We start from the raw sequence: 23,290 nt of genomic DNA on the forward strand, positions 1-23,290 counted from the left end.
ATGAATATTCTTGTCACCGGCGCTGCCGGCTTTCTCGGACGCCGCCTGATCGATGCCCTGCTCGAACGCGGCTCACTCACCGACCGTCACGGCCAACTGCGCCCCATCACGCGGATAACCGCATTCGACCGGGAACCCGTGCAAGGCCTCGATGACCCACGGGTCCAAGTCAAGAACGGAGACATCGCCGATCCCCAGGTCCTGGCGCACCTGCTCGAGGCCGACACCGAGAGCATCTTTCACCTGGCCGCCGTGGTCTCCAGCCAGGCGGAAAGCGATTTCGCACTGGGCATGCGGGTCAATTTCAGCGCGACCCAAAGCCTGCTGGAGCGAGCGCGGCAACTGGGCACCTGCCCCAAATGGGTGATGACCAGTTCGGTGGCGGTCTTCGGCGGGCAGTTGCCAGGCACCGTCGGCGACGATCAGGTCTGGGCCCCACAGAGTTCCTACGGCACCCAGAAAGCCATGAACGACCTGCTGCTCGCCGACTACAGCCGGCGCGGCTTCGTCGACGGTCGCAGCCTGCGCATGCCCACCATCGTGGTGCGCCCGGGCAAGCCGAACCTGGCGGCATCGAGCTTTGCCAGCGGGATCATCCGTGAGCCGCTCAACGGCCAGCCCAGTGTCTGTCCGGTCCCATTGAGCACTCGGCTATGGCTGATGTCCCCGGCGCAGGCCATCGCCAACCTGATTCACGGCCATGAACTGGCCGCCGCGAGCTTGAACCAGGGCCGGGTGATCAACATGCCCGGCCTGTCACAGACAGTGGAACAGATGCTCGATGCGCTGCGGGAAGTGGCGGGCGACGCTGTTGCCCAGCATGTTCAACTGCAACCGGATGCCGCCATCGAACGCATCGTCGGCTCCTGGCCAGGCGCATTCAGTGCGCCTTATGCAACGCAACTGGGCTTCACCGCAGATGCCGACTTTGCCAGCGTGATCCGCCAGTTCATCCGCGACTATCGGCACCCTTGAACCGCTGAATGCGCCAGACCGGCCTCCCTGAACGGGAGGCCATCGGCAACCGGGTGACGGAAAACTACCAGCTGTAGGTCAGGTTCAGTTGCCCGCCATAACCGTACTGGCGGGTACTGCCGACTTGACCGAAAAGGTGGCTCGACACCTCGACATCCCGCGCCATGCGCACCTGGGCTCCCACCTTCAACTCCAGTGCATCCCGCGATGGCCGAGCGTCGAAGCGGTTGCTGCCCATGTGTACCGACGGTACGGCCTCGGTATGCAGCCAATTGGTTTCGGCAAAGGGCCGGATCGCCGCGCCATCAGCCGCTTGCCCAGCCAGTGAATAGAAGCGCACACCGACACTCGAACGCCAGGCATCAGCCTCTGCGCTGCGCAGGCGCGTACCTTGCAGATGCGCGTCATTGGCGCTGTAGCGGCTATAGATCAACTGCCCACGGGGCTCGACCACCCACTCCCGCAGCGCCGAGTCCCGGGCAAACGGCAGCAGCGCATAACCCGACTCCAGCGAGGCCGACCACAGGCTCGAAGCGTAATCGGCGTGGCCCAGTTCACTGCTGATCCGGTTGCTGTAGCGACCGTACTGCAACCAGCTGTCGACATACGCGCCCAACCGATTGACGTCGTCCGCGTAGAACGTGCCATACACCCCCGCCGAATAACCCGAGACCTTGCCCTGGGCCCGGGCGCGAACGGCAGTGTCGGTCTCGCGACGCATCAACGTCGAGGCCGAGTCGATACGCGCATCGCCATACCCGGCCATGAGCCCGGCATAGAACGCCCCTTCGCTGCCCAGAGGCCGGCGCAGCACGGCCCCTCCCAGCTGCAGCATGTCGCTGCTGGTGTCGATATCGACCTTGCCCTGCGCCATGCGCAGGTTGTTGTCATGCCGCCCCCGGGCTCGCAGCCAGAGCCCGGAATCCGGGCTGCCTACCGCCAGGCTGCGCGTGCTGGCGCGGTCTTGCAGGCTATGGTCGAACAGGCTCCTGGTGGCCTGCTGAGCACCGACATAAGCGCCACTTTCCGGGGCGACCTGACGCAGCCCTGGCGGCGGCGCCTCGGGAACCTGCGGGCCACTGTACAGAGAGGTCAAATACCAATCCTGAGTCGTGCCAGAGTGGCCACCTTGCACCAGGCTGTACTCATAGCCATTGATCGAGAGGCTGTCGGCGCTCCTGCGATAACCGTTGGATGCCACGTCGAGGTAGAAGGCATCGGCGCCAATGCTGCCACCGTTGATCGCCTGCACCAGGCGAATGCCTTCTTCCGTCACCCCGCCCGCACCGCCGGCGTTGAGCACTCGCACGGCGGTTCTGCCAGTCGCGGTACCACCGTCAATGATCAGTCGGTCGGTGGGCGAGTCGTCGTCGCCCAGCCAGGTGCTGAACACCAGCGTGCCATTACCGACGTAGTTGTTGACTGTCAGGGTCTGGAAACCGCCAGCGCCAAACATGAGCGTACCGTTGTTGGTCAAGGTGCCCAGCGCCGAGTTGTCGCGCAGACTCCAGCGGCTGGTGTCATCGATCAGCAGGCTGTTGATCCGCCCACCGCCATCGCCATACAGCGCCCCTGTCAGCAACGAACCGTCCTTGAGGCTCAGGTCCACGCTGCCGCTCTGGACAAAGACATCCCCCGTCATTATCGAACCGCTGGCCTCCACGCTGACCTGGCCGGTATCGACCGGAAGCGGGTTGACCAGCCTTTGCCCTGTCTGCAGGAAGACGCCCTGCGCCTCTTGCCCATCAGTGCGCGCGATGACCTGTGAATCCTTCAGGATGAACCGGTGATCGCCGCCGGTTACCCACAGGCCGGCGCCGTTCTGCGTGCTGATGCGGCTATCGGTCAGCGCCAGGCTGTTGCTGGCCGCCCCGCTGGCGGCGTAACTCCAGACGCCAGAAGCCAGGTCCCCGGTCGTAGCCAGCCGGGAGCCTTCCAGCGTAGCGACTGCGCCATTGCCCAACACCAGCCCCGAGGCGTTGTTACCGGAGGTGCTCACCTCGGTTCCATTGGCCGTCAGCTGTGCATCGGCCGAACGTACCAACAAGCCATGGGCCGCTTGCCCATGCGTGACAACCTGCGACTGCTCCAGGCGCAGCTCGGCCCCGGTGGCTTGAGCCAAGGCGCCAACAGCACCGGCACCGAACGTCTCAATCCGGAGATGGCTCGCCTGCACGCTGGCATCGCTGTCGAACTGGTTGTACAGGTACACGCCATGCGAATTCACGCCATGAGTGGTGATGCTGCCATTGCTCAGCGTCGCCTGGCCGGCACGGTTATCCAGCCCGTAGGCATACTCGGCGCCATGGGTTTCGACAGAGAAGCGATCGGCGCTCAGCCTTGTCTCGGGCATGAACATCCATATGCCGCCGGCTTGCGTGCCGAAGGTGGTGATGCCGACATTGTTCAAGCTCGCGTTGGCCCGGTCGGCATTGAGGTTGAGCCCATAGCCGGTGCTGGAGCTCAGCGTCGCATCGCGAATATCGGCCGACGAGCCGACATCGTCGTTGTCATACCCCAGAAACACCGCATCCTCGTGGCTGCTGAGGCTGCCGCCCAGCATCGAGAACGTGCCGCCGTAAACCCTCGCGCCAGAATAGCTGGCAGAGCTGCCATGGCTGTTGACAAAGGCCAGCGTCGAACCGGCCCCGCGCACGAGCAAAACCGTAGCCTGCGCCCCTGTCGTGTTGATCGTGACCGCGTCCAGCGTCATGCCAGCACGCTGGGTGACCTCGGCGCCATGGCCATGGCTATTGCTGGTAGAGATCGTCAGGTCGCGCGCGTCCAGGGTGGTTCCCGCGCCCAAGGCAACAACCCCATAGCCATGCGTGCCGCTGGTGGTAATGCTGCCGCCCTCGAGCACGACTCGGCCGCCGTCTTGCGCGTAGGCGCCAAATGACTCCCGGGCAGTCAGCGAGGTGCCGGTAGCAATGATCTCACTGCCAGCGCCACTGGCCTGCAATGCATAAGCACGGTGGCTCAAGACCTGGCTATCGGCCAGGGTCACACGCCCGCCGCCGCTGGCGCTGACCCCGACGGTGAAACTGCCCGTCGCTGTACCGGCCTGGATGTCGACCCCTTGCGCGCTCAGGCTGTTGCCCTGGGCCGCGACGTTGACTGCCGCGCCAGGGCCGTCGTAGATCACCGAGTCGCCCGGCCGCAGGCTGATCGATTCGCCGCCCAGCGGATCGGAAAGATCGATCTGCCCGTAATCAGCGGCCCACCCTCGGATCGACACGGCCATGAAATACATCGTTAACAAACCCGACAGCGTCGGGCGAACCAAGCGTTGCATGAGACTCCCTGCCACATTGCCGTCGCCGTTCCCTCAAGACCGTCCGCAATGGGCAAAGGATGACCGCGGGACGCTGGGAAAATCGCGACGCTGATCGACATTGATCAGCGGCATCATCCAAGCGGTGCGAAACCTTTGTAATGAGATTGCTCTCAAAAAGCCCCGCCCCGGTTATCGGCAAGCGGTGGCAGAAGGAGCAAGGGCGCCCCGCGCATGGCGCATGCGTCTATAGAGGCGCACGCACCTATGGATATGAAGGGAGGGCCAGGCGGGCACGGCCCTGAGTTGCTTCAGGCCAGTGGTATTGCCGGCAGCCCAAGAAAGCGCGACAGCTCTTCGCGCTTCGCCAGGGCATCGCTGCGCCCCAGTTCGATCAGTTCATTGCAGTAGGCTGCCTCGAACAGCAGGTAGCTCAGGACCCCGGCACCACTGGTGCGGGTCGCCCCCGGCCCACGCAGGAAGACCCGCAGCGCTGCCGGCAACTCATGCCGATGACGCGCGGCGATCTCGTCGATGGGCTGGCTCGGCGCAATCACCAGCACTTCCACCGGGGCGATACCCAGGCGTTGATCGGCGGCACTGCCGGGTAACAGCCGGCTGAAATGATTGAGCCGTTCCAACAGCTCGATGTCGCTTTCCAGGCTGTCAATGAAGGTGCTGTTGAGCAGGTGGCCACCGATCTGCGCCAGGGTCGGCTGCTGCCCGGTGTAAGACCGCTGCAGGGAAGCGTCCGGGTCATTGCCTCGCGGATTGCCGCTGACCCCCACCACCAGCACCCGATTGGCGCCCAGGTGCAACGCCGGACTGATGGGCGCCGACTGACGCACTGCACCGTCGCCGAAATACTCCTGACCCAGCTTGACCGGAGCGAACAGCAGGGGGATTGCCGCGCTGGCCAGCAGGTGGTCCACCGTCAGGTGAGTGGGAATGCCGATCCGCCGGTGCCGCAGCCAGGGCTCGATGACTCCGCCCCCTTGGTAGAACGTCACCGCCTGGCCGGATTCATAGCCGAACGCGGTCAACGCCACGGCGTGCAGTTGCCCCTGGGAAATGGCTTCGTTGATACCCGACAGATGCATGTGCTGGTTGAGCAGTTCCCGCAGCGGTGAGTTGTTGATCAACGCCACCGGCACCTGCCCCCCCAGGCCCAACAGGCTGTGACCGACAAAGCGGCTGGCCTGACGAATCACCCCGGGCCAGTCGCTGCGCATCACCTGGCCACTGCGAAAGTTGCGCCAGAATTCCGTGAGACGCTGGATCGCAGCGGAAAAATCCGCAGCGCCACTGGCCAGGCTGACGGCATTGATCGCCCCTGCGGAAGTGCCAACGATCACCGGAAACGGATTGCGCCCCCCCGGGCCCAGCAGCTCGGCAATCGCTGCCAGCACGCCGACCTGATAGGCCGCCCGGGCGCCACCGCCGGAAAGAATCAAACCTGTAACCGGTCCCGCACTCATTGCATCACTCCATCCATGGCGCCCAAGGGCCGCTCGTCAATGCCAGGGAATCAGCCGCGCTTCTTGTAGAGCCTTGGCTCACCCGGCGGGCGGCTCTTGAAGCGGCGGTGGGCCCAGAGGTATTGCTCGGGGCAGGCACGCAGCGCCGTTTCCACCCATTGATTGATCCGCAGGCAATCCGCCTCTTCGGTAGCGCCTGGGAAATCCGTCAGGGGGGCATGGATCACCAGGCGGTAGCCACTGCCATCGGCCAGCCGCTCCTGGGTGAACGGCACCACCAGCGCCTTGCCCAGGCGGGCAAACTTGCTGGTGGCGGTGACCGTCGCCGCCTGGATGCCGAACAAGGGCACAAAAATACTCTGCTTGACGCCATAGTCCTGGTCCGGCGCATACCAGATCGCCCGTCCGGAACGCAGCAGCTTGAGCATGCCGCGCACGTCATCGCGTTCCACCGCCAGGGAATCGAGGTTGTGCCGCTCACGCCCGCGGCGCTGGATAAAGTCGAACAGCGGATTCTTGTGCTCGCGGTACATGCCGTCGATGGTGTGCTGCTGGCCCAGCAGCGCCGCGCCAATTTCCAGCGTCGTGAAGTGCAGGGCCATGAGAATCACCCCATGACCGTCGCGCTGGGCCTGCTTGAGGTATTCCAGCCCTTCGACATGGGCCAGGCGCGCCAGGCGCGGCTTGGACCACCACCAGCTCATGGCCATTTCAAAGAAAGCGATCCCGGTGGAGGCGAAGTTCTCCTTGAGCAGGTGCTTGCGCTCTGCGGCGGTTTTTTCCGGGAAGCACAATTCCAGGTTGCGTTGGGCGATCGCCCGTCGGTCGCCGGCCACCCGGTACATCAACGCCCCCAGGGCGCGACCGATTTTCAGGAGCACGGGATAGGGCAGCTGGACGATCAGCCATAACACACCAAGCCCCAGCCACAGCGGCCAGAAACGTGGAAACAAGAATGCAGCTCGAAAACGCGGGCGATCCATTACAGATTCCGGGACAGACAACAAGGCCGCGCATTCTACATCGGTTCGACCTGGCTTGCGGGGCGCGGGCGATCTCGTTATAAGTCTCGGCACTTTTAGTGACAAGCCGCCTTCTGCAGACCATGAGCCAAACCGAATCGCTAGACCAAGATCCTGTGTTCCAGTTAAAGGGCAGCATGCTCGCCATCACGGTGCTGGAGCTGGCCCGCAACGACCTTGAGGGCCTTGATCGCCAGCTGGCCGCGAAGGTCGCCCAGGCACCGAATTTCTTCAGCAATGCCCCGTTGGTGCTGGCGCTGGACAAGCTGCCTGCCGCCGAGGGCTCGGTGGATTTGCCCGGGCTGATGCGCGTCTGCCGGCAGCACGGCCTGCGCACCCTGGCAATCCGCGCCAGCCGCATTGAAGACATTGCCGCGGCAATTGCCGTCGATCTGCCCGTGCTGCCGCCTTCCGGCGCCCGGGAGCGCCCGCTTGACCCGCCGGAAAACGAAGTCAAGAAAGTGCCGGAAAAACCGCCTGAACCGACCGTCAAGCCGACCCGCATCATCACTTCGCCAGTACGCGGCGGACAGCAGATCTATGCCCAGGGTGGCGATCTGGTGGTGGTGTCCTCGGTCAGTCCCGGCGCGGAACTTCTCGCCGATGGCAATATCCATGTATACGGCCCGATGCGCGGCCGGGCCCTGGCTGGCGTCAAGGGCGACACCAAGGCGCGGATTTTCTGTCAGCAATTGAGCGCTGAACTGATCTCCATCGCTGGCCAGTACAAGGTTTCCGAGGACCTGCGACGCGACCCGTTGTGGGGCTCTGGAGTCCAGGTCAGCCTGTCGGGTGACGTGTTGAACATCACACGTCTTTAACGGATACTGCCGCATTTTCCAAGCATCTCTAAAACGTAGCGAAAACGGCTCAAACGAAGTAGGAAATTGGCAATCAGCAGTGTTTATCGACGATAAATCCTGCCGCTGACCGAGCTCCAGCCAAGGCTGTCCGACTGCAGTAGTTTTCAAGAGATGTTTTTCAGGGGCTAAAAGTCCTTTTTCCTTAGGGGTGAAACACCTTGGCCAAGATTCTCGTGGTTACATCCGGCAAGGGTGGTGTGGGTAAAACCACCACCAGCGCCGCTATCGGTACCGGCCTCGCTCTGCGCGGCCACAAAACAGTGATCGTCGACTTCGACGTCGGCCTGCGTAACCTCGACCTGATCATGGGCTGCGAGCGTCGCGTGGTGTATGACTTCGTCAATGTGGTCAATGGCGAAGCCAACCTGCAGCAAGCCCTGATCAAAGACAAGCGCCTGGAAAACCTCTACGTACTGGCCGCCAGCCAGACCCGCGACAAAGACGCGCTGACCCTGGAAGGCGTGGAAAAAGTCCTGATGGAACTCAAGGAAACCTTCGAGTTCGTGGTCTGCGACTCCCCTGCCGGTATCGAGAAAGGCGCGCACCTGGCGATGTACTTCGCCGACGAAGCGATTGTCGTGACCAACCCTGAAGTGTCTTCGGTCCGTGACTCCGACCGTATGCTCGGCCTGCTGGCCAGCAAGTCCCGCCGTGCCGAAAAGGGCGAAGACGCGATCAAGGAGCACCTGCTGCTGACCCGTTACAACCCGGAGCGCGTCAGCAACGGCGAAATGCTCGGCGTTGAAGACGTCAAAGAAATTCTCGCAGTAACCCTGCTGGGCGTCATTCCGGAATCCCAGGCAGTGCTCAAGGCTTCCAACCAGGGCGTGCCGGTGATTCTCGACGACCAGAGCGATGCGGGCCAGGCCTACAGCGACGCGGTTGATCGCCTGCTGGGCAAAACCGTGGAACACCGGTTCCTTGATGTCGAGAAGAAGGGATTCTTCGAGCGCCTGTTTGGAGGTAGATAATGAATCTTTTTGACTTCTTTCGTGCCAGCAAAAAGGTCAGCACCGCGTCGGTAGCGAAAGAGCGTCTACAGATCATCGTGGCGCATGAACGCGGCCAGCGCAGCACCCCTGATTACTTGCCCGCCTTGCAGAAGGAACTGGTGGAAGTGATCCGCAAGTACGTCAATATCGGGTCCGACGACGTGCACGTCGCACTGGAAAACCAGGGCAGCTGCTCGATCCTGGAACTCAATATCACCCTGCCTGATCGCTGATTGATCCGACGGGAGCCACGGCGGCTCGCTGGCCTGATGCACTGCATCGAGGTCGGCGAGCCGCCGTTGGCGTTTGTTACGAGGCTGTTTTAATGCCGTTGTCGAATATCCATATCCTGCATCAGGACGCCGCCGTCCTGGTGGTGAACAAACCCACCCTGCTGCTTTCAGTCCCCGGTCGCGCCGACGACAACAAGGACTGCCTGATCACCCGCCTGCAGGAAAACGGTTACCCCGAAGCCCGGATCGTCCACCGGCTGGATTGGGAAACCTCGGGCATCATTCTCCTGGCTCGGGACCCGGACACTCATCGCGAACTGTCCCGGCAGTTTCATGACCGTGAAACCGAAAAAGCCTACACCGCCCTGTGCTGGGGCCAGCCGGAACTGGACAGCGGCAGCATCGACCTGCCCCTGCGGTATGACCCACCGACCAAGCCGCGGCACGTGGTGGATCACGAATTCGGCAAAAACGCCCTGACCTTCTGGCGCGTACTGGAACGCTGCGGCGACTGGTGCCGGGTCGAACTGACGCCGATCACCGGACGCTCTCATCAACTGCGAGTGCACATGTTGTCCATCGGCCATCCGCTGCTGGGCGACGGCCTCTATGCCCACCCACAAGCCCTGGCTGCCTGGCCACGCCTGTGCCTGCACGCCAGCATGCTCAGCTTCACCCACCCCCAGACCGGCGAACGCCTGCGCTTCGACTGTCCTGCGCCGTTCTGATACCGCTTGCCGCAGGAGCCGGCTCGCCCGCGACAGGGCTCCGGCGCCCTTCTCGCCGGCAAGCCGGCTCCTACAAGGCACGCCTATACGTTAAACTCGCGCCACTGCTGTCTGGAGCTACTTATGCGCGAAGAGTTGAACCAAGGCCTGATCGACTTCCTCAAGGCCTCCCCTACCCCTTTCCATGCCACTGCCAGCCTTGTTCAACGCCTGGAAGCGGCGGGTTACCAGCGCCTCGACGAGCGCGAGCCGTGGACCACCGAGGCCAACGGTCGCTACTACGTCACCCGTAACGACTCCTCCATCGTCGCCTTCAAGCTGGGCCGTCACTCGCCTTTGCAAGGCGGTATTCGCCTGGTGGGCGCGCACACCGACAGCCCGTGCCTGCGGGTCAAGCCGCAGCCGGAACTGCAGCGCCAGGGCTTCTGGCAACTGGGCGTGGAAGTCTACGGTGGCGCACTGCTGGCGCCCTGGTTCGACCGTGACCTGTCCCTGGCCGGCCGCGTGACCTTCCGCCGCGATGGCAAGGTGGAAAGCCAACTGATCGATTTCAAGGCACCGATCGCGATCATTCCCAACCTGGCCATTCACCTCAACCGTGAAGCCAACCAGGGCTGGGCGATCAATGCACAGAACGAGCTGCCGCCGATCCTGGCGCAGTTCGCCGGCGACGAACGGGTGGATTTCCGTGCCGTGCTGACGGATCAACTGGCCCGCGAGCATGGTTTGAACGCCGACGTGGTGCTGGACTACGAGTTGAGCTTCTACGACACCCAGAGCGCTGCGGTGATCGGCCTGCACGGTGACTTCATTGCCGGTGCGCGCCTGGACAACCTGCTGTCCTGCTACGCCGGGTTGCAAGCCCTGTTGACGGCCGACAGCGACGAAACCTGCGTGCTGGTGTGCAACGACCATGAAGAAGTCGGCTCTTGCTCGGCCTGCGGCGCCGACGGCCCGATGCTCGAACAGACCCTGCGCCGCCTGCTGCCGGAGGGTGATGAGTTCGTCCGCACCATCCAGAAGTCGCTGCTGATCTCTGCGGACAACGCCCACGGCGTGCACCCCAACTACGCCGACAAGCACGACGCCAACCACGGTCCGAAACTCAACGCCGGCCCGGTGATCAAGGTCAACAGTAACCAGCGCTACGCCACCAACAGCGAAACCGCCGGGTTCTTCCGCCACCTGTGCATGGCCGAAGAGGTTCCGGTCCAAAGCTTCGTGGTGCGCAGCGACATGGGCTGCGGCTCGACCATCGGCCCGATCACCGCCAGCCACCTGGGGGTACGCACGGTGGATATCGGCCTGCCGACCTTCGCCATGCACTCGATCCGCGAGCTTTGCGGCAGCCATGACCTGGCCCACCTGGTGAAAGTGCTGAGCGCCTTCTACGCCAGCCGCGAACTGCCTTGAGGCAGATGGCGGGCGCCTGTTCGGGCGCCCGCCGGTTTCTGATGCACATCAACCCGGGTCGCGCCAAAGCGACCTAGACTTATACGTACTCCTCCTGACAAGGCCGTCGTCATGATCTCGATGTCTTCATTTCACTCCATGCTCATCCCGATTCTCACGGGCATGATCCTGTTGGCCATCGGTTTCAACTTCCGGGACAAGAACCTCGGTGTGTTCAGCATGTGGGTCGGCATGCTGCTGATTCTCGGCACCGTGGTCTACAAGATCCTGGCCAAGCTCGCGGAATAAATGCAGCACCTACCCTCGCATTGATTTTGGTGGCCTCGTACACTCGGTCGATCCGTTTTTCCCCGAGGTTGACCGCCCAGTGTTCGCTCGTCTTTTCGCCCTGCCCTGCTATGTACTTGTCTGCCTGCTGACCCTGCTACCGCTGGGCAGCGCTCAGGCAGTGGGCCTGCCCGGCCTGCTGGGCAACCAGACCAAGGCGCAGCCCCAGGCCGAGGAACCCCTGGGGCAATCCCTGGATGAGGTGATCAAGTCCCTGGAAAACGACCAGCAACGCGCCAAGCTGCTGGCGGACCTGAAGAAGCTGCGAGACGCCACGAAAAAAGCCCAGCCCACTCCCGAAGAAGGCGTGCTCGGCCTGATTGGCGGCACCCTGTCGAACCTGGAAAAACAATTCTCCGGCGCCGACAGCCCGGTTACCCGCTGGTCCGACGAGTTCGATCAGGCCAAGGACGAACTCTCGGCGCTGATGCTGCCCGCCAGCCAGTGGCTGCCGATCATCTTTGCCTTTGCCCTGATCCTCATGGTCTGGAGCCTGCTGGCCGCCGCGCTGATCTGGCTCAGCCATCGGGTGCGCCTGCGCTTCGGCCTGACCGAAGACCTGCCCCAGCACCCCAAGACCTGGGACCTGCTGCGCTTTGCCCTGCGCAAGCTCGGCCCCTGGCTGATCGCCCTGCTGATCACCGTCTACATGACCTATTCCCTGCCCTCTTCCCTGGGCAAGGACCTGGCCATGGTCCTGGCCTATGCGCTGGTGGTCGGCACCTGCTTCTCGGCGATCTGCGTGGTGGCGTTCTCCGTGCTCGATGGCCCGCACCGCCATCGCGCGCTGTACATCCTGCGCCGCCAGGCCTTCCGCCCGCTGTGGTGGATCGGCAGTTTCGCCGCCTTTGGCGAAGCCCTGAGCGACCCGCGCATGGTCGCCAGCCTCGGCCAGCACTTGGCCCACACCGCGGCGACCTTCGCCAATGTGATGGCGGCGCTGTCCACCGGGGTGTTCATCCTGCGTTTCCGCCGGCCAATCGCCCACCTGATCCGCAACCAGCCGCTGTCCCGGCGCCTGACCCGCCGGGCCCTGAGCGACACCATCGAAATCATCGGCACCTTCTGGTACCTGCCGGCGCTGGTGCTGGTGGGCATTTCGCTGTTCGCCACCTTCGTTTCCGCCGGCGACACCAGCACCGCCCTGCGCCAGTCCCTGCTGTGTACCGTGCTGCTGGTGCTGTGCATGGTGATCAACGGCCTGGTGCGGCGCCACGCGCTCAAGCCCCAGCGTGGGCACAAACGCCACGCGCTGTACTCCGAAAGGCTGAAAAGCTTCTTCTATACCCTGGCCCACCTGGCGGTGTGGCTGGCGTTCATCGAACTGGGCCTGCGGGTCTGGGGCATGTCGCTGATCCGCTTCACCGAAGGCGACGGCCATGAAGTCAGCGTCAAGCTGTTCAGCCTCGGCGGCACCCTGATCTTCGCCTGGCTGATCTGGATTCTCAGCGACACCGCGGTGCATCACGCTCTGACCCGCTCGCGCAAAGGCCTGGCCAATGCCCGCGCGCAAACCATGATGCCGCTGATCCGCAACGTGCTGTTCGTGGCGATCTTCATCATCGCCACCATCGTCGCCCTGGCCAACATGGGCATGAACGTCACGCCACTGCTGGCCGGTGCCGGTGTCATCGGCCTGGCCATCGGTTTCGGCGCCCAGTCCCTGGTGGCGGACCTGATCACCGGCCTGTTCATCATCATCGAGGACTCCCTGGCCATCGACGACTACGTGGATGTCGGCGGCCACCTCGGCACCGTCGAGGGCCTGACCATCCGTACCGTGCGCCTGCGGGACATCGACGGCATCGTGCACACCATCCCGTTCAGCGAGATCAAGAGCATCAAGAACTACTCCCGGGAGTTCGGCTACGCGATCTTCCGCGTGGCGATTCCCTACAACATGGAGATCGACGACGCGATCAAGCTGATGCGCGATGTCGGCCAGAAGATGCGCACCGACCCGTTGCAGCGGCGCAATATCTGGTCACCGCTGGAGATTCAGGGCGTGGAAAGCTTCGAGTCCGGCAGCGCCATCCTCCGAGCCCGTTTCAAGACTGCGCCGATCAAGCAATGGGAGGTGTCCCGGGCCTTCAACCTGTCCCTCAAGCGTCACCTCGACGAAGCCGGGCTGGACCTGGCCACCCCGCGCATGAGCATTCAGGTGATCACCCCCGGAAGTACCCCGGAAAAACAATGACCCTGTAGGAGCCGGCTGCCGGCGAACGGCACCGGCCTCTAAAGCACGTCAACGCCGACATGAATCGCGTCATGCCGCCAGAACTCCAGATCACAATCGATCAGCCGCTCGTGCTGGTCATAGTTGACCCGGGCGATGCGCAGTCCAGGGCTGCCCACCGAGACCTTCAAGACCGCCGCCGCTTCCGGCTGTAATGAAGTGGGCACGATCTCGAAGCGCACCCGCCCGTAATGCAGGTCGTAATGCCGGGCATAGAGCTCGGTGATCGACTGGTTCAGGTCCAGCTCGAGAATCTTCGGAAAGTACTTGGGGTTCAGGTAGTGCTCGACGTACAGCACCAACCGGTCGTCGATGCGCCGCGCCCGGCAGATCTGGATCACGCTGGACAGCGCCGGTAGTTGCAGCCAGGCGCAGACCGCCGCCGAAGCCGGTTGCAGGCGCGCCGAGATCACCTCGGTGGAAGGCACTCGCCCCTGGGCACTGACCATGGCGTGGAAGTGGCTGCGCTGCATCAGGTTGTAGGCCAGGCGCGGCGGCGACACAAACCAGCCACGGCGCTCCTCACGGTAGATCTGCCCCTGGGCCTCCAGTTGCAGCAAGGCCTCGCGCACGGTGATGCGGGTGGTGGCGAACAGTTCGCTGAGCTTGCGCTCGGCCGGCAGCTTGCTGCCCGGCGCCAACAGACCGTGGGCGATCTGCTCCTGCAGGACCTGGCCGATGGCTGTCACCGCTTTGGTTGCATCAATACGCATCAACGTTACCTATCTGGACTAGACCAGCACTGTTTCAGGGCAGCGCGGTGGCCGGCGCAGCGCTCTGCATCGGTGCCCAAAGCCTAGGCAATGCATATGACTGAGAGATGACAAAGCCGCTGAGCGGGCCCCTGGCGAACCTGCAAATTACCCGCCAGAACCTTGCAGAACGGGTGTTTTGGCATGGTCTACGCTTATTTCGCAGCGCCAGACCTGCGCCCGAATCCATGCGTCGACCGTTGGCACCGACATCAAAGTGTCATCCAACACGCCTAAATTGGCTCAGGTATTGCTGACCTAGACCAACCCACCGCAAGACCGTCGATAAAAACGCAGCGTTGAACACGCCCAAAGGAGCTTCGGATGAAACAGCTTTTCCTGGCATCACTGTTAGGCTCGACCATTGCCCTGTGCACCGCCGCCATGGCTGCTGATAACGATTTGAAAACCCTGGAAGCCGCTGCGAAAGCAGAAGGCGCGGTCAACAGCGTCGGCATGCCCGATGACTGGGCCAACTGGAAAGGTACCTGGGAGGACCTGGCGAAAACCTACGGCCTCAAGCACATCGACACCGACATGAGCTCGGCCCAGGAGATCGCCAAGTTCGCCGCCGAGAAAGACAACGCCAGCGCTGATATCGGCGACGTTGGTGCCGCCTTCGGCCCGATCGCGGTCAAACAGGGCGTGGCCCAGCCTTACAAGCCAAGCACCTGGGCCCAGGTCCCGGATTGGGCCAAGGACAAGGACGGCAACTGGGCGCTGGCCTACACCGGCACCATCGCCTTCATCATCAACAAGAAGCTGCTGCACGGCTCTGACGCCCCCAAGAGCTGGGCCGACCTGGAAAAGGGCAAGTACAAGGTTTCCATCGGGGACGTGAGCACCGCCGCCCAGGCCGCCAACGGCGTGTTGGCCGCCGCCATTGCCAAGGGCGGTAACGAGAAGAACATCCAGCCGGCGCTGCTGATGTTCGCCGAAATCGCCAAGCAGGGTCGGCTGTCCCTGGCCAACCCGACCATCGCCACCATGGAAAAGGGTGAAGTGGAAGTCGGCGTGGTCTGGGACTTCAACGGCCTGAGCTATCGCAACAAGATGGTCAACAAGGATGACTACGAAGTGCTGATCCCGTCCGACGGCTCGGTGATCTCCGGCTACACCACCATCATCAACAAGTACGCCAAGCACCCCAACGCCGCCAAGCTGACCCGCGAATACATCTTCAGCGATGCTGGCCAGATCAACCTGGCTCGCGGCAATGCCCGGCCGATCCGTGCCGAGCACCTGACCCTGCCAGCGGACGTGCAGGCCAACCTGCTGCCCAACGAGCAGTACAAGCACGTAACGCCGATCAAGGACGCCGATGCCTGGGAGAAAACCTCCAAGGCCCTGCCGCAGAAGTGGCAGGAAGAAGTGATCATCAACATGCAGTAAGGCTGCCCCCCCTGTGGGAGCCGGCTTGCCGGCGAATGGCTGTACGGCGCCGCACAACAAGGCGCGCCGAGACGTTCGCCGGCAAACGTAACGCCACCCGGCCGGCTGCCACAGGTTCCACGCCATGCCCGATCCCGGAGTCCTCCCGCTCATGAAGCACAACGTCATCCTTGTGGTGCTCGACGGCCTCAACTACACGGTGGCCCAGCACGCCCTGGGACACTTGCAGGCCTATGCCGGCGCCGGACGCGCCGCCCTGTACAAGCTGCACTGCGAACTACCTGCCCTGTCTCGTCCGCTGTATGAATGCATCCTCACGGGCGTGGCACCGATCGACAGCGGCATCGTGCACAACCAGGTCTCGCGCCTGTCCACCCAGCGCAGCCTGTTCCACTACGCCCGCGATGCCGGCCTGATCACCGCCGCCGCGGCCTATCACTGGATAAGCGAGCTGTACAACCGCTCACCGTTCAACGCCCCGCGCGACCGCCATACCGCCAACCCGGAACTGCCGATCCAGTACGGCCACTTCTACTGGAACGACCACTACCCCGATTCCCACCTGTTCGCCGATGCGGAGAACCTGCGCCTGCGCCATCAACCAAACCTGCTCCTGGTGCACCCGATGAACATCGACGATGCCGGGCACAAGCACGGCCTGGACAGCGCGCAGTACCGCAACAGCGCCCGCTCGGTGGACATCATCCTCGCCGACTACCTGCAAGGCTGGCTCGACGCCGGTTACCAGGTGCTGGTGACGGCCGACCACGGCATGAACAACGACCGTTCGCACAACGGCCTGCTGGCCGAGGAACGGGAAGTCCCGCTGTTCGTGCTCGGCGACGCCTTCAGTCTCGACCCAGGGGCCGCGCCGAAACAGACCGAGCTCTGCGGCACTGTCTGCCAACTGCTGGGCGTGGCCCATGACAAACCTTTCTGCCGGGAGCTGTTGCAGTGAATTCAGTCACCCGTGGCAAATGGCTGGCGGCCCTGTGCCTGGTGCCCTTTGCCCTGTTCTTCATCGTGTTCCAGATCGCCCCGCTGGTGTGGGTGCTGATCAACAGCCTGCAGTCGGAAGAATTCGGCTGGGGCCTGGCCAACTTCAACAAGATCTTCAGTTCGAAGTTCTACCTGCAGGCCATCCAGTACAGCCTGGAGATCAGTTTCTGGTCCAGCGTGTTCGGCATCATCATCGCCGTGCTGGGCAGCTACTCGCTGCGGCGGGTGGACTCCAAGCTGCGCAACTTCGTCAACGCCTTCGCCAACATGACCAGCAACTTCGCCGGCGTGCCCCTGGCCTTTGCCTTCATCATCCTCCTGGGTTTCAACGGCACCATCACCATCATGCTCAAGCAGTCGGGGATCATTCAGGACTTCAACCTGTACTCCAAGACCGGGCTGATCATTCTCTACACCTACTTCCAGATTCCCCTGGGGGTGCTGCTGCTCTACCCGGCCTTCGACGCCCTGCTTGAAGACTGGCGCGAATCCGCCGCGCTGCTGGGCGCCAGCGGCTGGCAGTTCTGGCGGCATATCGGCCTGCCGGTGCTGACCCCGGCGCTGCTCGGCACCTTCGTCATCTTGCTGGCCAACGCCCTGGGCGCCTACGCCACGGTCTACGCCCTGACCACCGGCAACTTCAACGTGCTGCCGATCCGTATCGCCGCCATGGTTTCCGGGGACATCTCCCTGGATCCGAACATGGCCAGCGCCCTGGCCGTCGTGCTGGTGGCACTGATGACCCTAGTGACCATCGTCCATCAGCTGCTGTTGAAGAGGAGCTACCATGTCTCGCGCTGAACCCGGCTCCGCCGCGCTCTACCACCGCGTAGTGGTCTACTTGCTGTTCGCCATCCTGCTGCTGCCGCTGCTGGGGACCTTTGTCTACTCCATCGCCAGTAGTTGGTCGGCGACCATCCTGCCCAGCGGTTTCACCTTCAAGTGGTACCTGCAGCTGTGGAGCGACCCACGCTTTCTCAATGCCTTCGGCCAGTCGCTGCTGGTCTGCGTCGGTGCGCTGGTGCTGTCGGTGGTGCTGATCCTGCCGCTGCTGTTCGTGGTGCATTACCACTTCCCCAAGCTTGATGCGCTGATGAACATCCTGATCCTGCTGCCCTTCGCGGTACCGCCGGTGGTGTCCTCGGTGGGCCTGCTGCAGCTCTATGGTTCGGGGCCCTTCGCCATGGTCGGCACGCCCTGGATCCTGATCGGCTGCTACTTCACCGTGGCGCTGCCGTTCATGTACCGGGCCATCACCAACAATCTGCAAGCGATCAACCTGCGGGACCTGATGGACGCCGCCCAACTGCTCGGTGCCAGCACCTGGCAGGCGGCCTTCCTGGTGGTCCTGCCGAACCTGCGCAAGGGCTTGATGGTGGCGCTGCTGCTGTCGTTCTCGTTCCTGTTCGGCGAATTCGTGTTCGCCAACATCCTGGTGGGCACCCGCTATGAAACCCTGCAGGTCTACCTGAACAACATGCGCAACAGCAGCGGCCACTTCACCAGCGCCCTGGTGATTTCCTACTTCTTCTTTGTGCTGGTTCTGACCTGGGCCGCCAACATCTTGAACAAGGACAAAAGCCAATGAGCTTCGTCAGCGTCCAACACCTGCAAAAGAACTACGCCGGCACCACGGTGTTCAGCGACATCAATTGCGAAATCCGCAAGGGCGAGTTCGTCACCCTGCTCGGCCCTTCCGGCTGCGGCAAGTCGACCCTGCTGCGCTGCATCGCCGGGCTGACCCCGGTGGACGGCGGCAAGATCCTCCTCGACGGCCAGGACATCGTGCCCCTGAGCCCGCAGAAACGCGGGATCGGCATGGTGTTCCAGAGCTACGCGCTGTTCCCCAACATGACGGTGGAACAGAACGTGGCCTTTGGCCTGCGCATGCAGAAGGTCAATGCCGACGACAGCCACAAGCGCGTGCAGGAGGCCCTGCAACTGGTGGAGCTCAACGACTACGCCAGCCGCTACCCGCATCAACTGTCCGGCGGCCAGTGCCAGCGCGTGGCCCTGGCCCGCTCCCTGGTGACCCGCCCGCGCCTGCTGTTGCTGGATGAGCCGCTGTCGGCCCTGGATGCACGGATCCGCAAGCACCTGCGCGAACAGATCCGCAACATCCAGCGGGAACTGGGCCTGACAACCATCTTCGTCACCCACGACCAGGAAGAAGCCCTGACCATGTCCGACCGAATCTTCCTGATGAACCAGGGCAGGATCGTCCAGAGCGGCGACGCCGAAACCCTCTACACCGCGCCGGTGGATGCCTTCGCCGCAGGTTTTATCGGCAACTACAACCTGCTGGACGCCGAAAGCGCCAGCAAGTTGCTGCAGCGGCCGGTCAACGGGCGCATCGCCATTCGCCCGGAAGCCATCGAACTGCGCAAGGAAGGCCAACTGGATGCCCTGGTGCGCAGCCACAGCCTGCTGGGCAACGTGATCCGCTATCGGGTGGAAGCCCACGGCGTTGAACTGGTGGTGGATGTACTCAATCGTTCGGCCGATGACCTTCATGCAGACGGCCAGCGTCTGGCATTGACCATCGATCCGGCAGCCCTGTGTGAGGTAGCCTGATGGCATTCACGCAATTGATCCTGAAGAGAGAACGGCACTGATGGCCTTGGCAATTTTTGATCTGGACGAAACCCTGATTCACGGCGACTGCGCCACCCTCTGGAGCGAGCAGATGGGCCGCCTGGGCTGGGTCGACCGCGAGTCCTTCATGCGCCGCAACCATGAACTGATGGACGCCTACAGCCACGGCAAGCTGGCCATGGAGGAGTTCATGGATTTCAGCCTGGAGCCCATCACCGGGCGCACTCCGGAAGAAGTCGCGCACTTGGTCGAGCCCTGGGTCGAAGAGGTGATCGAACCGATCATCTTCAGTGATGCCTGCAAGGCGATCGCCGCCCATCGCCAGGCCGGCGACCGGATCCTGGTGATCTCGGCCTCGGGCACCCACCTGGTGAAACCGATCGCGGCCCGCCTGGGCATCGATGAAGTGCTGGGCATCGAACTGGAGGTGCAGCATGGCACCTACAGCGGCCGCACCGTGGGCACCCTGACTTACCGCGAAGGCAAGATCACCCGCCTGCTGGAATGGCTGGATGCCGAGGAAGAGAACCTGGAAGGCGCGACCTTTTACTCCGACTCGCGCAACGACCTGCCGTTGCTGCTGCGAGTGGATCACCCGCAAGTGGTGAACCCGGACCCGGTATTGCGTGAGCACGCAGAGAAAGCCGGCTGGCTGATCCACCACTGGAAGTAGTCATCCACCGAGGCGCCCTGAGAGCCAGCTCCCATCGGAGCTGGCGTGTGCAGGGGCTCAGGTCAGGCTGGGGTCGATCACCAGCACCAGCTTGCCCGAGACCTGATTGGTCGCCAGTTCGGCAAAGGCGGCTTCAGCGTCCTGGATCGGGAAAGTCCTGGCCAACTGCGGGCTCAGGCGGCCTTCGCTGAACAGCGGCCAGACATTCTGCCCAAGGTCGCTCAACAGGTCGGCCTTGAACTGCTCGTCACGGCTGCGCAACGTCGAACCCAGCAACTGGATGCGCTTGGCCAGAACCTGGGCCAGGTCCAGTTGCGCTTCGCGCCCCCCCATCAAGCCAATCAACACCCAACGCCCGTCCACGGCCAGCAACTTGAGGTTGTTGGCCGCGTAATTGGCCCCCACCGGATCAAGGACGACATTGAACGGGCCAAAATCCCGCAGTGCCTCCAGGCCATCGGTGCGCACCACTCCGCCCTGGGCACCCAGGCTTTCGCAGTAAGCCAGGCGATCGGCAGAGCCGACACTGACCCAGCACGGGTTGCCAAACGCCTTGCACAGCTGAATGGCCGCCGAGCCGACGCCACTGGCGCCAGCGTGCAACAGCACCTTCTCGCCGGGCTTGAGCGCTGCCAGCTGGAACAGATTCAGCCAGGCCGTGCTGTAGACCTCAGGCAGCGCAGCGGCCTCGGCCAGGGACAAGCCCTCGGGCACTGGCAGCACATGCCGGGCATCCACCACCACTTCTTCGGCCATGCCGCCGCCTGCCAGCAGCGCACAAACCCGATCGCCCACCTGCCAGGACGAACCCGGGCCCACTTCACTGATCACCCCGGAGCACTCCAGGCCCAGAGCCTTGCTGGCCCCGGGAGGTGGCGGATAGAGCCCGGCACGTTGCAACAAGTCAGCTCGATTGAGGCCCGCTGCCGCCACCTGAATGCGAACTTGCCCTACATCACAGACAGGACTTGGCTCTTCAACCCACTCCACATGACCTTCAACGCCTTGCAATGCTTTCACAGTGCCTCCATAGTGAGTCTGGACTGAGCCCGGAGCGGTAGCACCGGGCTTTTTGCATTATGCGACCGGTCCTTATGGAACCGGCGACTTCAAAGACGGCCTAATATGCGTTATCAATTGCCCCCGCGTCGAATCAGCATGAAGCATTTGTTCCCCAGCACCGCCCTCGCTCTTTTCATTGGTTTCGGCCTGCTGCCGATGTCGACCAATACGTTCGCAGCCAATAGCTGGGACAATCTTCAGCCCGATCGCGATGAGGTAATTGCCAGCCTCAATGTTGTTGAACTGCTCAAACGCCACCATTACAGCAAACCGCCGCTGGATGATGCGCGCTCGGTAATCATCTACGACAGCTACTTGAAACTGCTGGACCCCTCGCGCAGCTACTTCATGGCCAGCGACATTGCGGAATTCGACAAATGGAAAACCCAGTTTGACGACTTCCTCAAGAGCGGCGACCTGAACGCCGGGTTCACCATCTACAAACGTTATCTGGACCGGGTCAAATCCCGCCTGGACTTCGCCCTGGCCGAGCTCGCCAAGGGCGTCGACAAGATGGATTTCACCACCAAGGAAACCTTGCTGATCGATCGCAAGGACGCCCCTTGGCTCAAGACCACTGCCGAACTCGACGACCTGTGGCGCAAACGCGTCAAGGACGAAGTGCTGCGGATGAGAATCGCCGGCAAGGATCCCAAGCAGATCCAGGAAACCCTGACCAAGCGCTACAAGAACCAACTGGCGCGCCTGGATCAGACCCGGGCCGAAGATATCTTCCAGGCCTACATCAACACCTTCGCCATGTCCTACGACCCGCACACCAACTATCTGTCGCCAGATAACGCGGAAAACTTCGACATCAACATGAGCCTGTCGCTGGAAGGCATCGGCGCCGTGTTGCAGAGCGACAACGACCAGGTCAAGGTCGTGCGCCTGGTGCCGGCTGGCCCGGCGGACAAGACCAAGCAAGTAGCCCCCGCGGACAAGATCATCGGTGTTGCCCAGGGTGACAAGGAAATGGTCGACGTGGTGGGCTGGCGCCTGGACGAAGTCGTCAAGTTGATCCGTGGTCCGAAAGGCACCTTGGTCCGCCTGGAAGTGATTCCGGCGAGCAACGCGCCAAACGACCAGACCAGCAAGATCGTGCCTATCACCCGTGAAGCGGTGAAGCTCGAAGACCAGGCGGTGAAGAAGTCGATCCTCAACCTCAAGCAGGATGGCAAGGACTACAAGCTCGGGGTCATCGAGATCCCGGCCTTCTACCTGGACTTCAAGGCGTTCCGAGCTGGCGATCCGGACTACAAGAGCACCACCCGTGACGTGAAGAAACTGCTGACCGAGTTGCAGAAAGACAAGGTCGACGGTGTCGTCATCGACCTGCGCAACAACGGCGGCGGCTCTCTCCAGGAAGCCACCGAACTGACCAGCCTGTTCATCGACAAAGGCCCGACCGTCCTGGTACGCAACGCCGACGGCCGTGTGGATGTGCTGGAAGACGAAAACCCCGGCGCCTTCTACAAAGGCCCGATGGCGCTGCTGGTCAACCGCCTCTCGGCTTCGGCGTCGGAAATTTTCGCCGGTGCCATGCAGGACTACCACCGCGCACTGATCATTGGTGGCCAGACTTTCGGTAAAGGCACGGTGCAGACCATTCAGCCGCTGAACCACGGCGAACTGAAACTGACCCTGGCCAAGTTCTACCGGGTTTCCGGACAGAGCACCCAGCATCAGGGCGTGCTGCCGGACATCGGCTACCCGTCGATCATCGACACCAAGGAAATCGGCGAAAGCGCCCTGCCTGAAGCCATGCCATGGGACACCATCCGCCCGGCCATCAAGCCCGCCGTGGATCCGTTCAAGCCGTTCCTGGCCCAGCTCAAGGCCGAGCATGAAAGCCGCTCGGCGAAAGACCCGGAGTTCGTGTTCATCCGCGACAAGCTGGCCCTGGCACAGAAGCTGATGGCGGAAAAAACCGTCAGCCTCAATGAAGGCGACCGTCGCGCACAACATGCTGATATCGAAGCCAAGCAACTGGCCCTGGAAAACGCCCGACGCAAAGCCAAGGGCGAAGAGCCACTGAAAGAGCTGAAGAAAGAAGACGAGGACGCGCTGGCTGCCGCCGAGCCGGACAAGACCAAGCCGGAAGATGACGCCTACCTGAGTGAAACCGGGCGCATTTTGTTGGACTATCTGAAGCTCAACACCTCGGTGGCCAAGCACTGAAGATGATGGCAATTTAATTCGATCGCTCCCCGGATCGTCATTAAACAGTCATCATTCTGTCGTGAAATAAAGGACCGGGCGCCGCTCTCCAACCA

Annotated in this window: 20 protein-coding genes; 15 read left to right on the forward strand and 5 right to left on the reverse strand. The window is 62.7% G+C overall.

Going from position 1 to position 23,290, the window contains the following annotated elements; genetic code table 11:
• A complete protein-coding gene (denD, locus tag LXM55_RS09450) occupies positions 1 to 975 on the forward strand; it encodes a D-erythronate dehydrogenase (RefSeq protein WP_233320149.1) in 975 nt (324 codons plus the stop codon).
• Between the two features lie 64 nt (positions 976 to 1,039).
• Here denD and LXM55_RS09455 read toward each other — a convergent pair whose 3' ends face one another.
• The 3 genes from LXM55_RS09455 to LXM55_RS09465 form a co-directional block, all read right to left on the reverse strand.
• Positions 1,040 to 4,219 carry an autotransporter family protein gene (locus LXM55_RS09455; RefSeq protein ID WP_233320150.1) on the reverse strand — a complete coding sequence of 1,060 codons (3,180 nt, stop codon included), beginning with the start codon at positions 4,217 to 4,219 and terminating at the stop codon, positions 1,040 to 1,042.
• A 341-nt stretch (positions 4,220 to 4,560) separates the two neighbouring features.
• A complete protein-coding gene (locus tag LXM55_RS09460) occupies positions 4,561 to 5,727 on the reverse strand; it encodes a patatin-like phospholipase family protein (protein WP_233320151.1) in 1,167 nt (388 codons plus the stop codon).
• A 50-nt stretch (positions 5,728 to 5,777) separates the two neighbouring features.
• Complete coding sequence (locus LXM55_RS09465) at positions 5,778 to 6,710, reverse strand: lipid A biosynthesis lauroyl acyltransferase (RefSeq protein ID WP_233320152.1); 933 nt, start codon at positions 6,708 to 6,710, stop codon at positions 5,778 to 5,780.
• Positions 6,711 to 6,832: 122 nt separating this feature from the next.
• On the opposite strand from LXM55_RS09465, the gene minC reads away from it, so the two are divergent.
• The 7 genes from minC to LXM55_RS09500 all read left to right on the forward strand — a co-directional run bounded on the left by minC (position 6,833) and on the right by LXM55_RS09500 (position 13,502).
• Positions 6,833 to 7,570, forward strand: a complete 738-nt coding sequence (gene minC, locus LXM55_RS09470) for a septum site-determining protein MinC (RefSeq protein WP_233320153.1) — start codon at positions 6,833 to 6,835, stop codon at positions 7,568 to 7,570.
• Between the two features lie 200 nt (positions 7,571 to 7,770).
• Positions 7,771 to 8,583 (forward strand): septum site-determining protein MinD, encoded by an 813-nt coding sequence (gene minD, locus LXM55_RS09475; protein ID WP_011062650.1) that lies wholly within the window; start codon positions 7,771 to 7,773, stop codon positions 8,581 to 8,583.
• Complete coding sequence (minE, locus tag LXM55_RS09480) at positions 8,583 to 8,837, forward strand: cell division topological specificity factor MinE (RefSeq protein ID WP_007898843.1); 255 nt, start codon at positions 8,583 to 8,585, stop codon at positions 8,835 to 8,837. The genes minD and minE overlap by 1 nt, the downstream gene beginning before the upstream one ends.
• Before the next feature lie 92 nt (positions 8,838 to 8,929).
• A complete protein-coding gene (locus tag LXM55_RS09485) occupies positions 8,930 to 9,565 on the forward strand; it encodes an RluA family pseudouridine synthase (RefSeq protein ID WP_233320154.1) in 636 nt (211 codons plus the stop codon).
• Positions 9,566 to 9,688: 123 nt separating this feature from the next.
• Positions 9,689 to 10,978, forward strand: a complete 1,290-nt coding sequence (locus tag LXM55_RS09490) for a M18 family aminopeptidase (protein WP_233320155.1) — start codon at positions 9,689 to 9,691, stop codon at positions 10,976 to 10,978.
• Between the two features lie 120 nt (positions 10,979 to 11,098).
• The gene (locus LXM55_RS09495; RefSeq protein WP_233320524.1) at positions 11,099 to 11,266 is read left to right on the forward strand and encodes a hypothetical protein; all 168 of its coding nucleotides are present in this window, start codon (positions 11,099 to 11,101) and stop codon (positions 11,264 to 11,266) included.
• Between the two features lie 79 nt (positions 11,267 to 11,345).
• On the forward strand, positions 11,346 to 13,502 hold the full coding sequence (locus tag LXM55_RS09500; protein ID WP_233320156.1) for a mechanosensitive ion channel family protein: 2,157 nt from the start codon (positions 11,346 to 11,348) through the stop codon (positions 13,500 to 13,502).
• A 38-nt stretch (positions 13,503 to 13,540) separates the two neighbouring features.
• On the opposite strand, the gene LXM55_RS09505 is transcribed toward LXM55_RS09500, so the two are convergent.
• Positions 13,541 to 14,254 carry a UTRA domain-containing protein gene (locus tag LXM55_RS09505; protein ID WP_233320157.1) on the reverse strand — a complete coding sequence of 238 codons (714 nt, stop codon included), beginning with the start codon at positions 14,252 to 14,254 and terminating at the stop codon, positions 13,541 to 13,543.
• Between the two features lie 363 nt (positions 14,255 to 14,617).
• On the opposite strand from LXM55_RS09505, the gene LXM55_RS09510 reads away from it, so the two are divergent.
• The 6 genes from LXM55_RS09510 (at position 14,618) to LXM55_RS09535 (ending at position 19,952) form a co-directional block, all read left to right on the forward strand.
• Positions 14,618 to 15,685, forward strand: a complete 1,068-nt coding sequence (locus LXM55_RS09510; RefSeq protein ID WP_233320158.1) for an ABC transporter substrate-binding protein — start codon at positions 14,618 to 14,620, stop codon at positions 15,683 to 15,685.
• Positions 15,686 to 15,836: 151 nt separating this feature from the next.
• On the forward strand, positions 15,837 to 16,643 hold the full coding sequence (locus LXM55_RS09515; RefSeq protein WP_233320159.1) for an alkaline phosphatase family protein: 807 nt from the start codon (positions 15,837 to 15,839) through the stop codon (positions 16,641 to 16,643).
• Positions 16,640 to 17,485, forward strand: coding sequence for an ABC transporter permease (locus LXM55_RS09520; RefSeq protein ID WP_233320160.1), 846 nt, complete (start codon positions 16,640 to 16,642; stop codon positions 17,483 to 17,485). Before LXM55_RS09515 ends, LXM55_RS09520 begins: the two co-directional genes overlap by 4 nt.
• A complete protein-coding gene (locus tag LXM55_RS09525) occupies positions 17,472 to 18,272 on the forward strand; it encodes an ABC transporter permease (RefSeq protein ID WP_233320161.1) in 801 nt (266 codons plus the stop codon). Before LXM55_RS09520 ends, LXM55_RS09525 begins: the two co-directional genes overlap by 14 nt.
• Positions 18,269 to 19,258, forward strand: a complete 990-nt coding sequence (locus LXM55_RS09530; RefSeq protein ID WP_233320162.1) for an ABC transporter ATP-binding protein — start codon at positions 18,269 to 18,271, stop codon at positions 19,256 to 19,258. Before LXM55_RS09525 ends, LXM55_RS09530 begins: the two co-directional genes overlap by 4 nt.
• A 40-nt stretch (positions 19,259 to 19,298) precedes the next feature.
• Positions 19,299 to 19,952, forward strand: a complete 654-nt coding sequence (locus LXM55_RS09535) for an HAD family hydrolase (protein ID WP_233320163.1) — start codon at positions 19,299 to 19,301, stop codon at positions 19,950 to 19,952.
• A 57-nt stretch (positions 19,953 to 20,009) separates the two neighbouring features.
• Here LXM55_RS09535 and LXM55_RS09540 read toward each other — a convergent pair whose 3' ends face one another.
• The gene (locus LXM55_RS09540; protein ID WP_233320164.1) at positions 20,010 to 20,972 is read right to left on the reverse strand and encodes a zinc-binding dehydrogenase; all 963 of its coding nucleotides are present in this window, start codon (positions 20,970 to 20,972) and stop codon (positions 20,010 to 20,012) included.
• A gap of 138 nt (positions 20,973 to 21,110) precedes the next feature.
• Here LXM55_RS09540 and LXM55_RS09545 point away from each other — a divergent pair, with 138 nt between their 5' ends.
• Positions 21,111 to 23,195 (forward strand): carboxy terminal-processing peptidase, encoded by a 2,085-nt coding sequence (locus tag LXM55_RS09545; RefSeq protein WP_233320165.1) that lies wholly within the window; start codon positions 21,111 to 21,113, stop codon positions 23,193 to 23,195.
• Positions 23,196 to 23,290 lie beyond the last annotated feature (95 nt).

Source organism: Pseudomonas sp. Au-Pse12, from assembly GCF_021341665.1.
Lineage (GTDB): Bacteria > Pseudomonadota > Gammaproteobacteria > Pseudomonadales > Pseudomonadaceae > Aquipseudomonas.

Coding starts and splice junctions, on each gene's coding strand:
- LXM55_RS09530 (WP_233320162.1), top strand. CDS start 18,269: ATGAGCTTCGTCAGCGTCCAACACCTGCAAAAGAACTACGCCGGCACC.
- LXM55_RS09515 (WP_233320159.1), top strand. CDS start 15,837: ATGAAGCACAACGTCATCCTTGTGGTGCTCGACGGCCTCAACTACACG.
- LXM55_RS09455 (WP_233320150.1), bottom strand. CDS start 4,219: ATGGCCGTGTCGATCCGAGGGTGGGCCGCTGATTACGGGCAGATCGAT.
- LXM55_RS09535 (WP_233320163.1), top strand. CDS start 19,299: ATGGCCTTGGCAATTTTTGATCTGGACGAAACCCTGATTCACGGCGAC.
- LXM55_RS09465 (WP_233320152.1), bottom strand. CDS start 6,710: ATGGATCGCCCGCGTTTTCGAGCTGCATTCTTGTTTCCACGTTTCTGG.
- LXM55_RS09490 (WP_233320155.1), top strand. CDS start 9,689: ATGCGCGAAGAGTTGAACCAAGGCCTGATCGACTTCCTCAAGGCCTCC.
- LXM55_RS09525 (WP_233320161.1), top strand. CDS start 17,472: ATGTCTCGCGCTGAACCCGGCTCCGCCGCGCTCTACCACCGCGTAGTG.
- LXM55_RS09495 (WP_233320524.1), top strand. CDS start 11,099: ATGTCTTCATTTCACTCCATGCTCATCCCGATTCTCACGGGCATGATC.
- minE (WP_007898843.1), top strand. CDS start 8,583: ATGAATCTTTTTGACTTCTTTCGTGCCAGCAAAAAGGTCAGCACCGCG.
- LXM55_RS09485 (WP_233320154.1), top strand. CDS start 8,930: ATGCCGTTGTCGAATATCCATATCCTGCATCAGGACGCCGCCGTCCTG.
- minC (WP_233320153.1), top strand. CDS start 6,833: ATGAGCCAAACCGAATCGCTAGACCAAGATCCTGTGTTCCAGTTAAAG.
- LXM55_RS09510 (WP_233320158.1), top strand. CDS start 14,618: ATGAAACAGCTTTTCCTGGCATCACTGTTAGGCTCGACCATTGCCCTG.
- LXM55_RS09505 (WP_233320157.1), bottom strand. CDS start 14,254: ATGCGTATTGATGCAACCAAAGCGGTGACAGCCATCGGCCAGGTCCTG.
- denD (WP_233320149.1), top strand. CDS start 1: ATGAATATTCTTGTCACCGGCGCTGCCGGCTTTCTCGGACGCCGCCTG.
- LXM55_RS09460 (WP_233320151.1), bottom strand. CDS start 5,727: ATGAGTGCGGGACCGGTTACAGGTTTGATTCTTTCCGGCGGTGGCGCC.
- LXM55_RS09545 (WP_233320165.1), top strand. CDS start 21,111: ATGAAGCATTTGTTCCCCAGCACCGCCCTCGCTCTTTTCATTGGTTTC.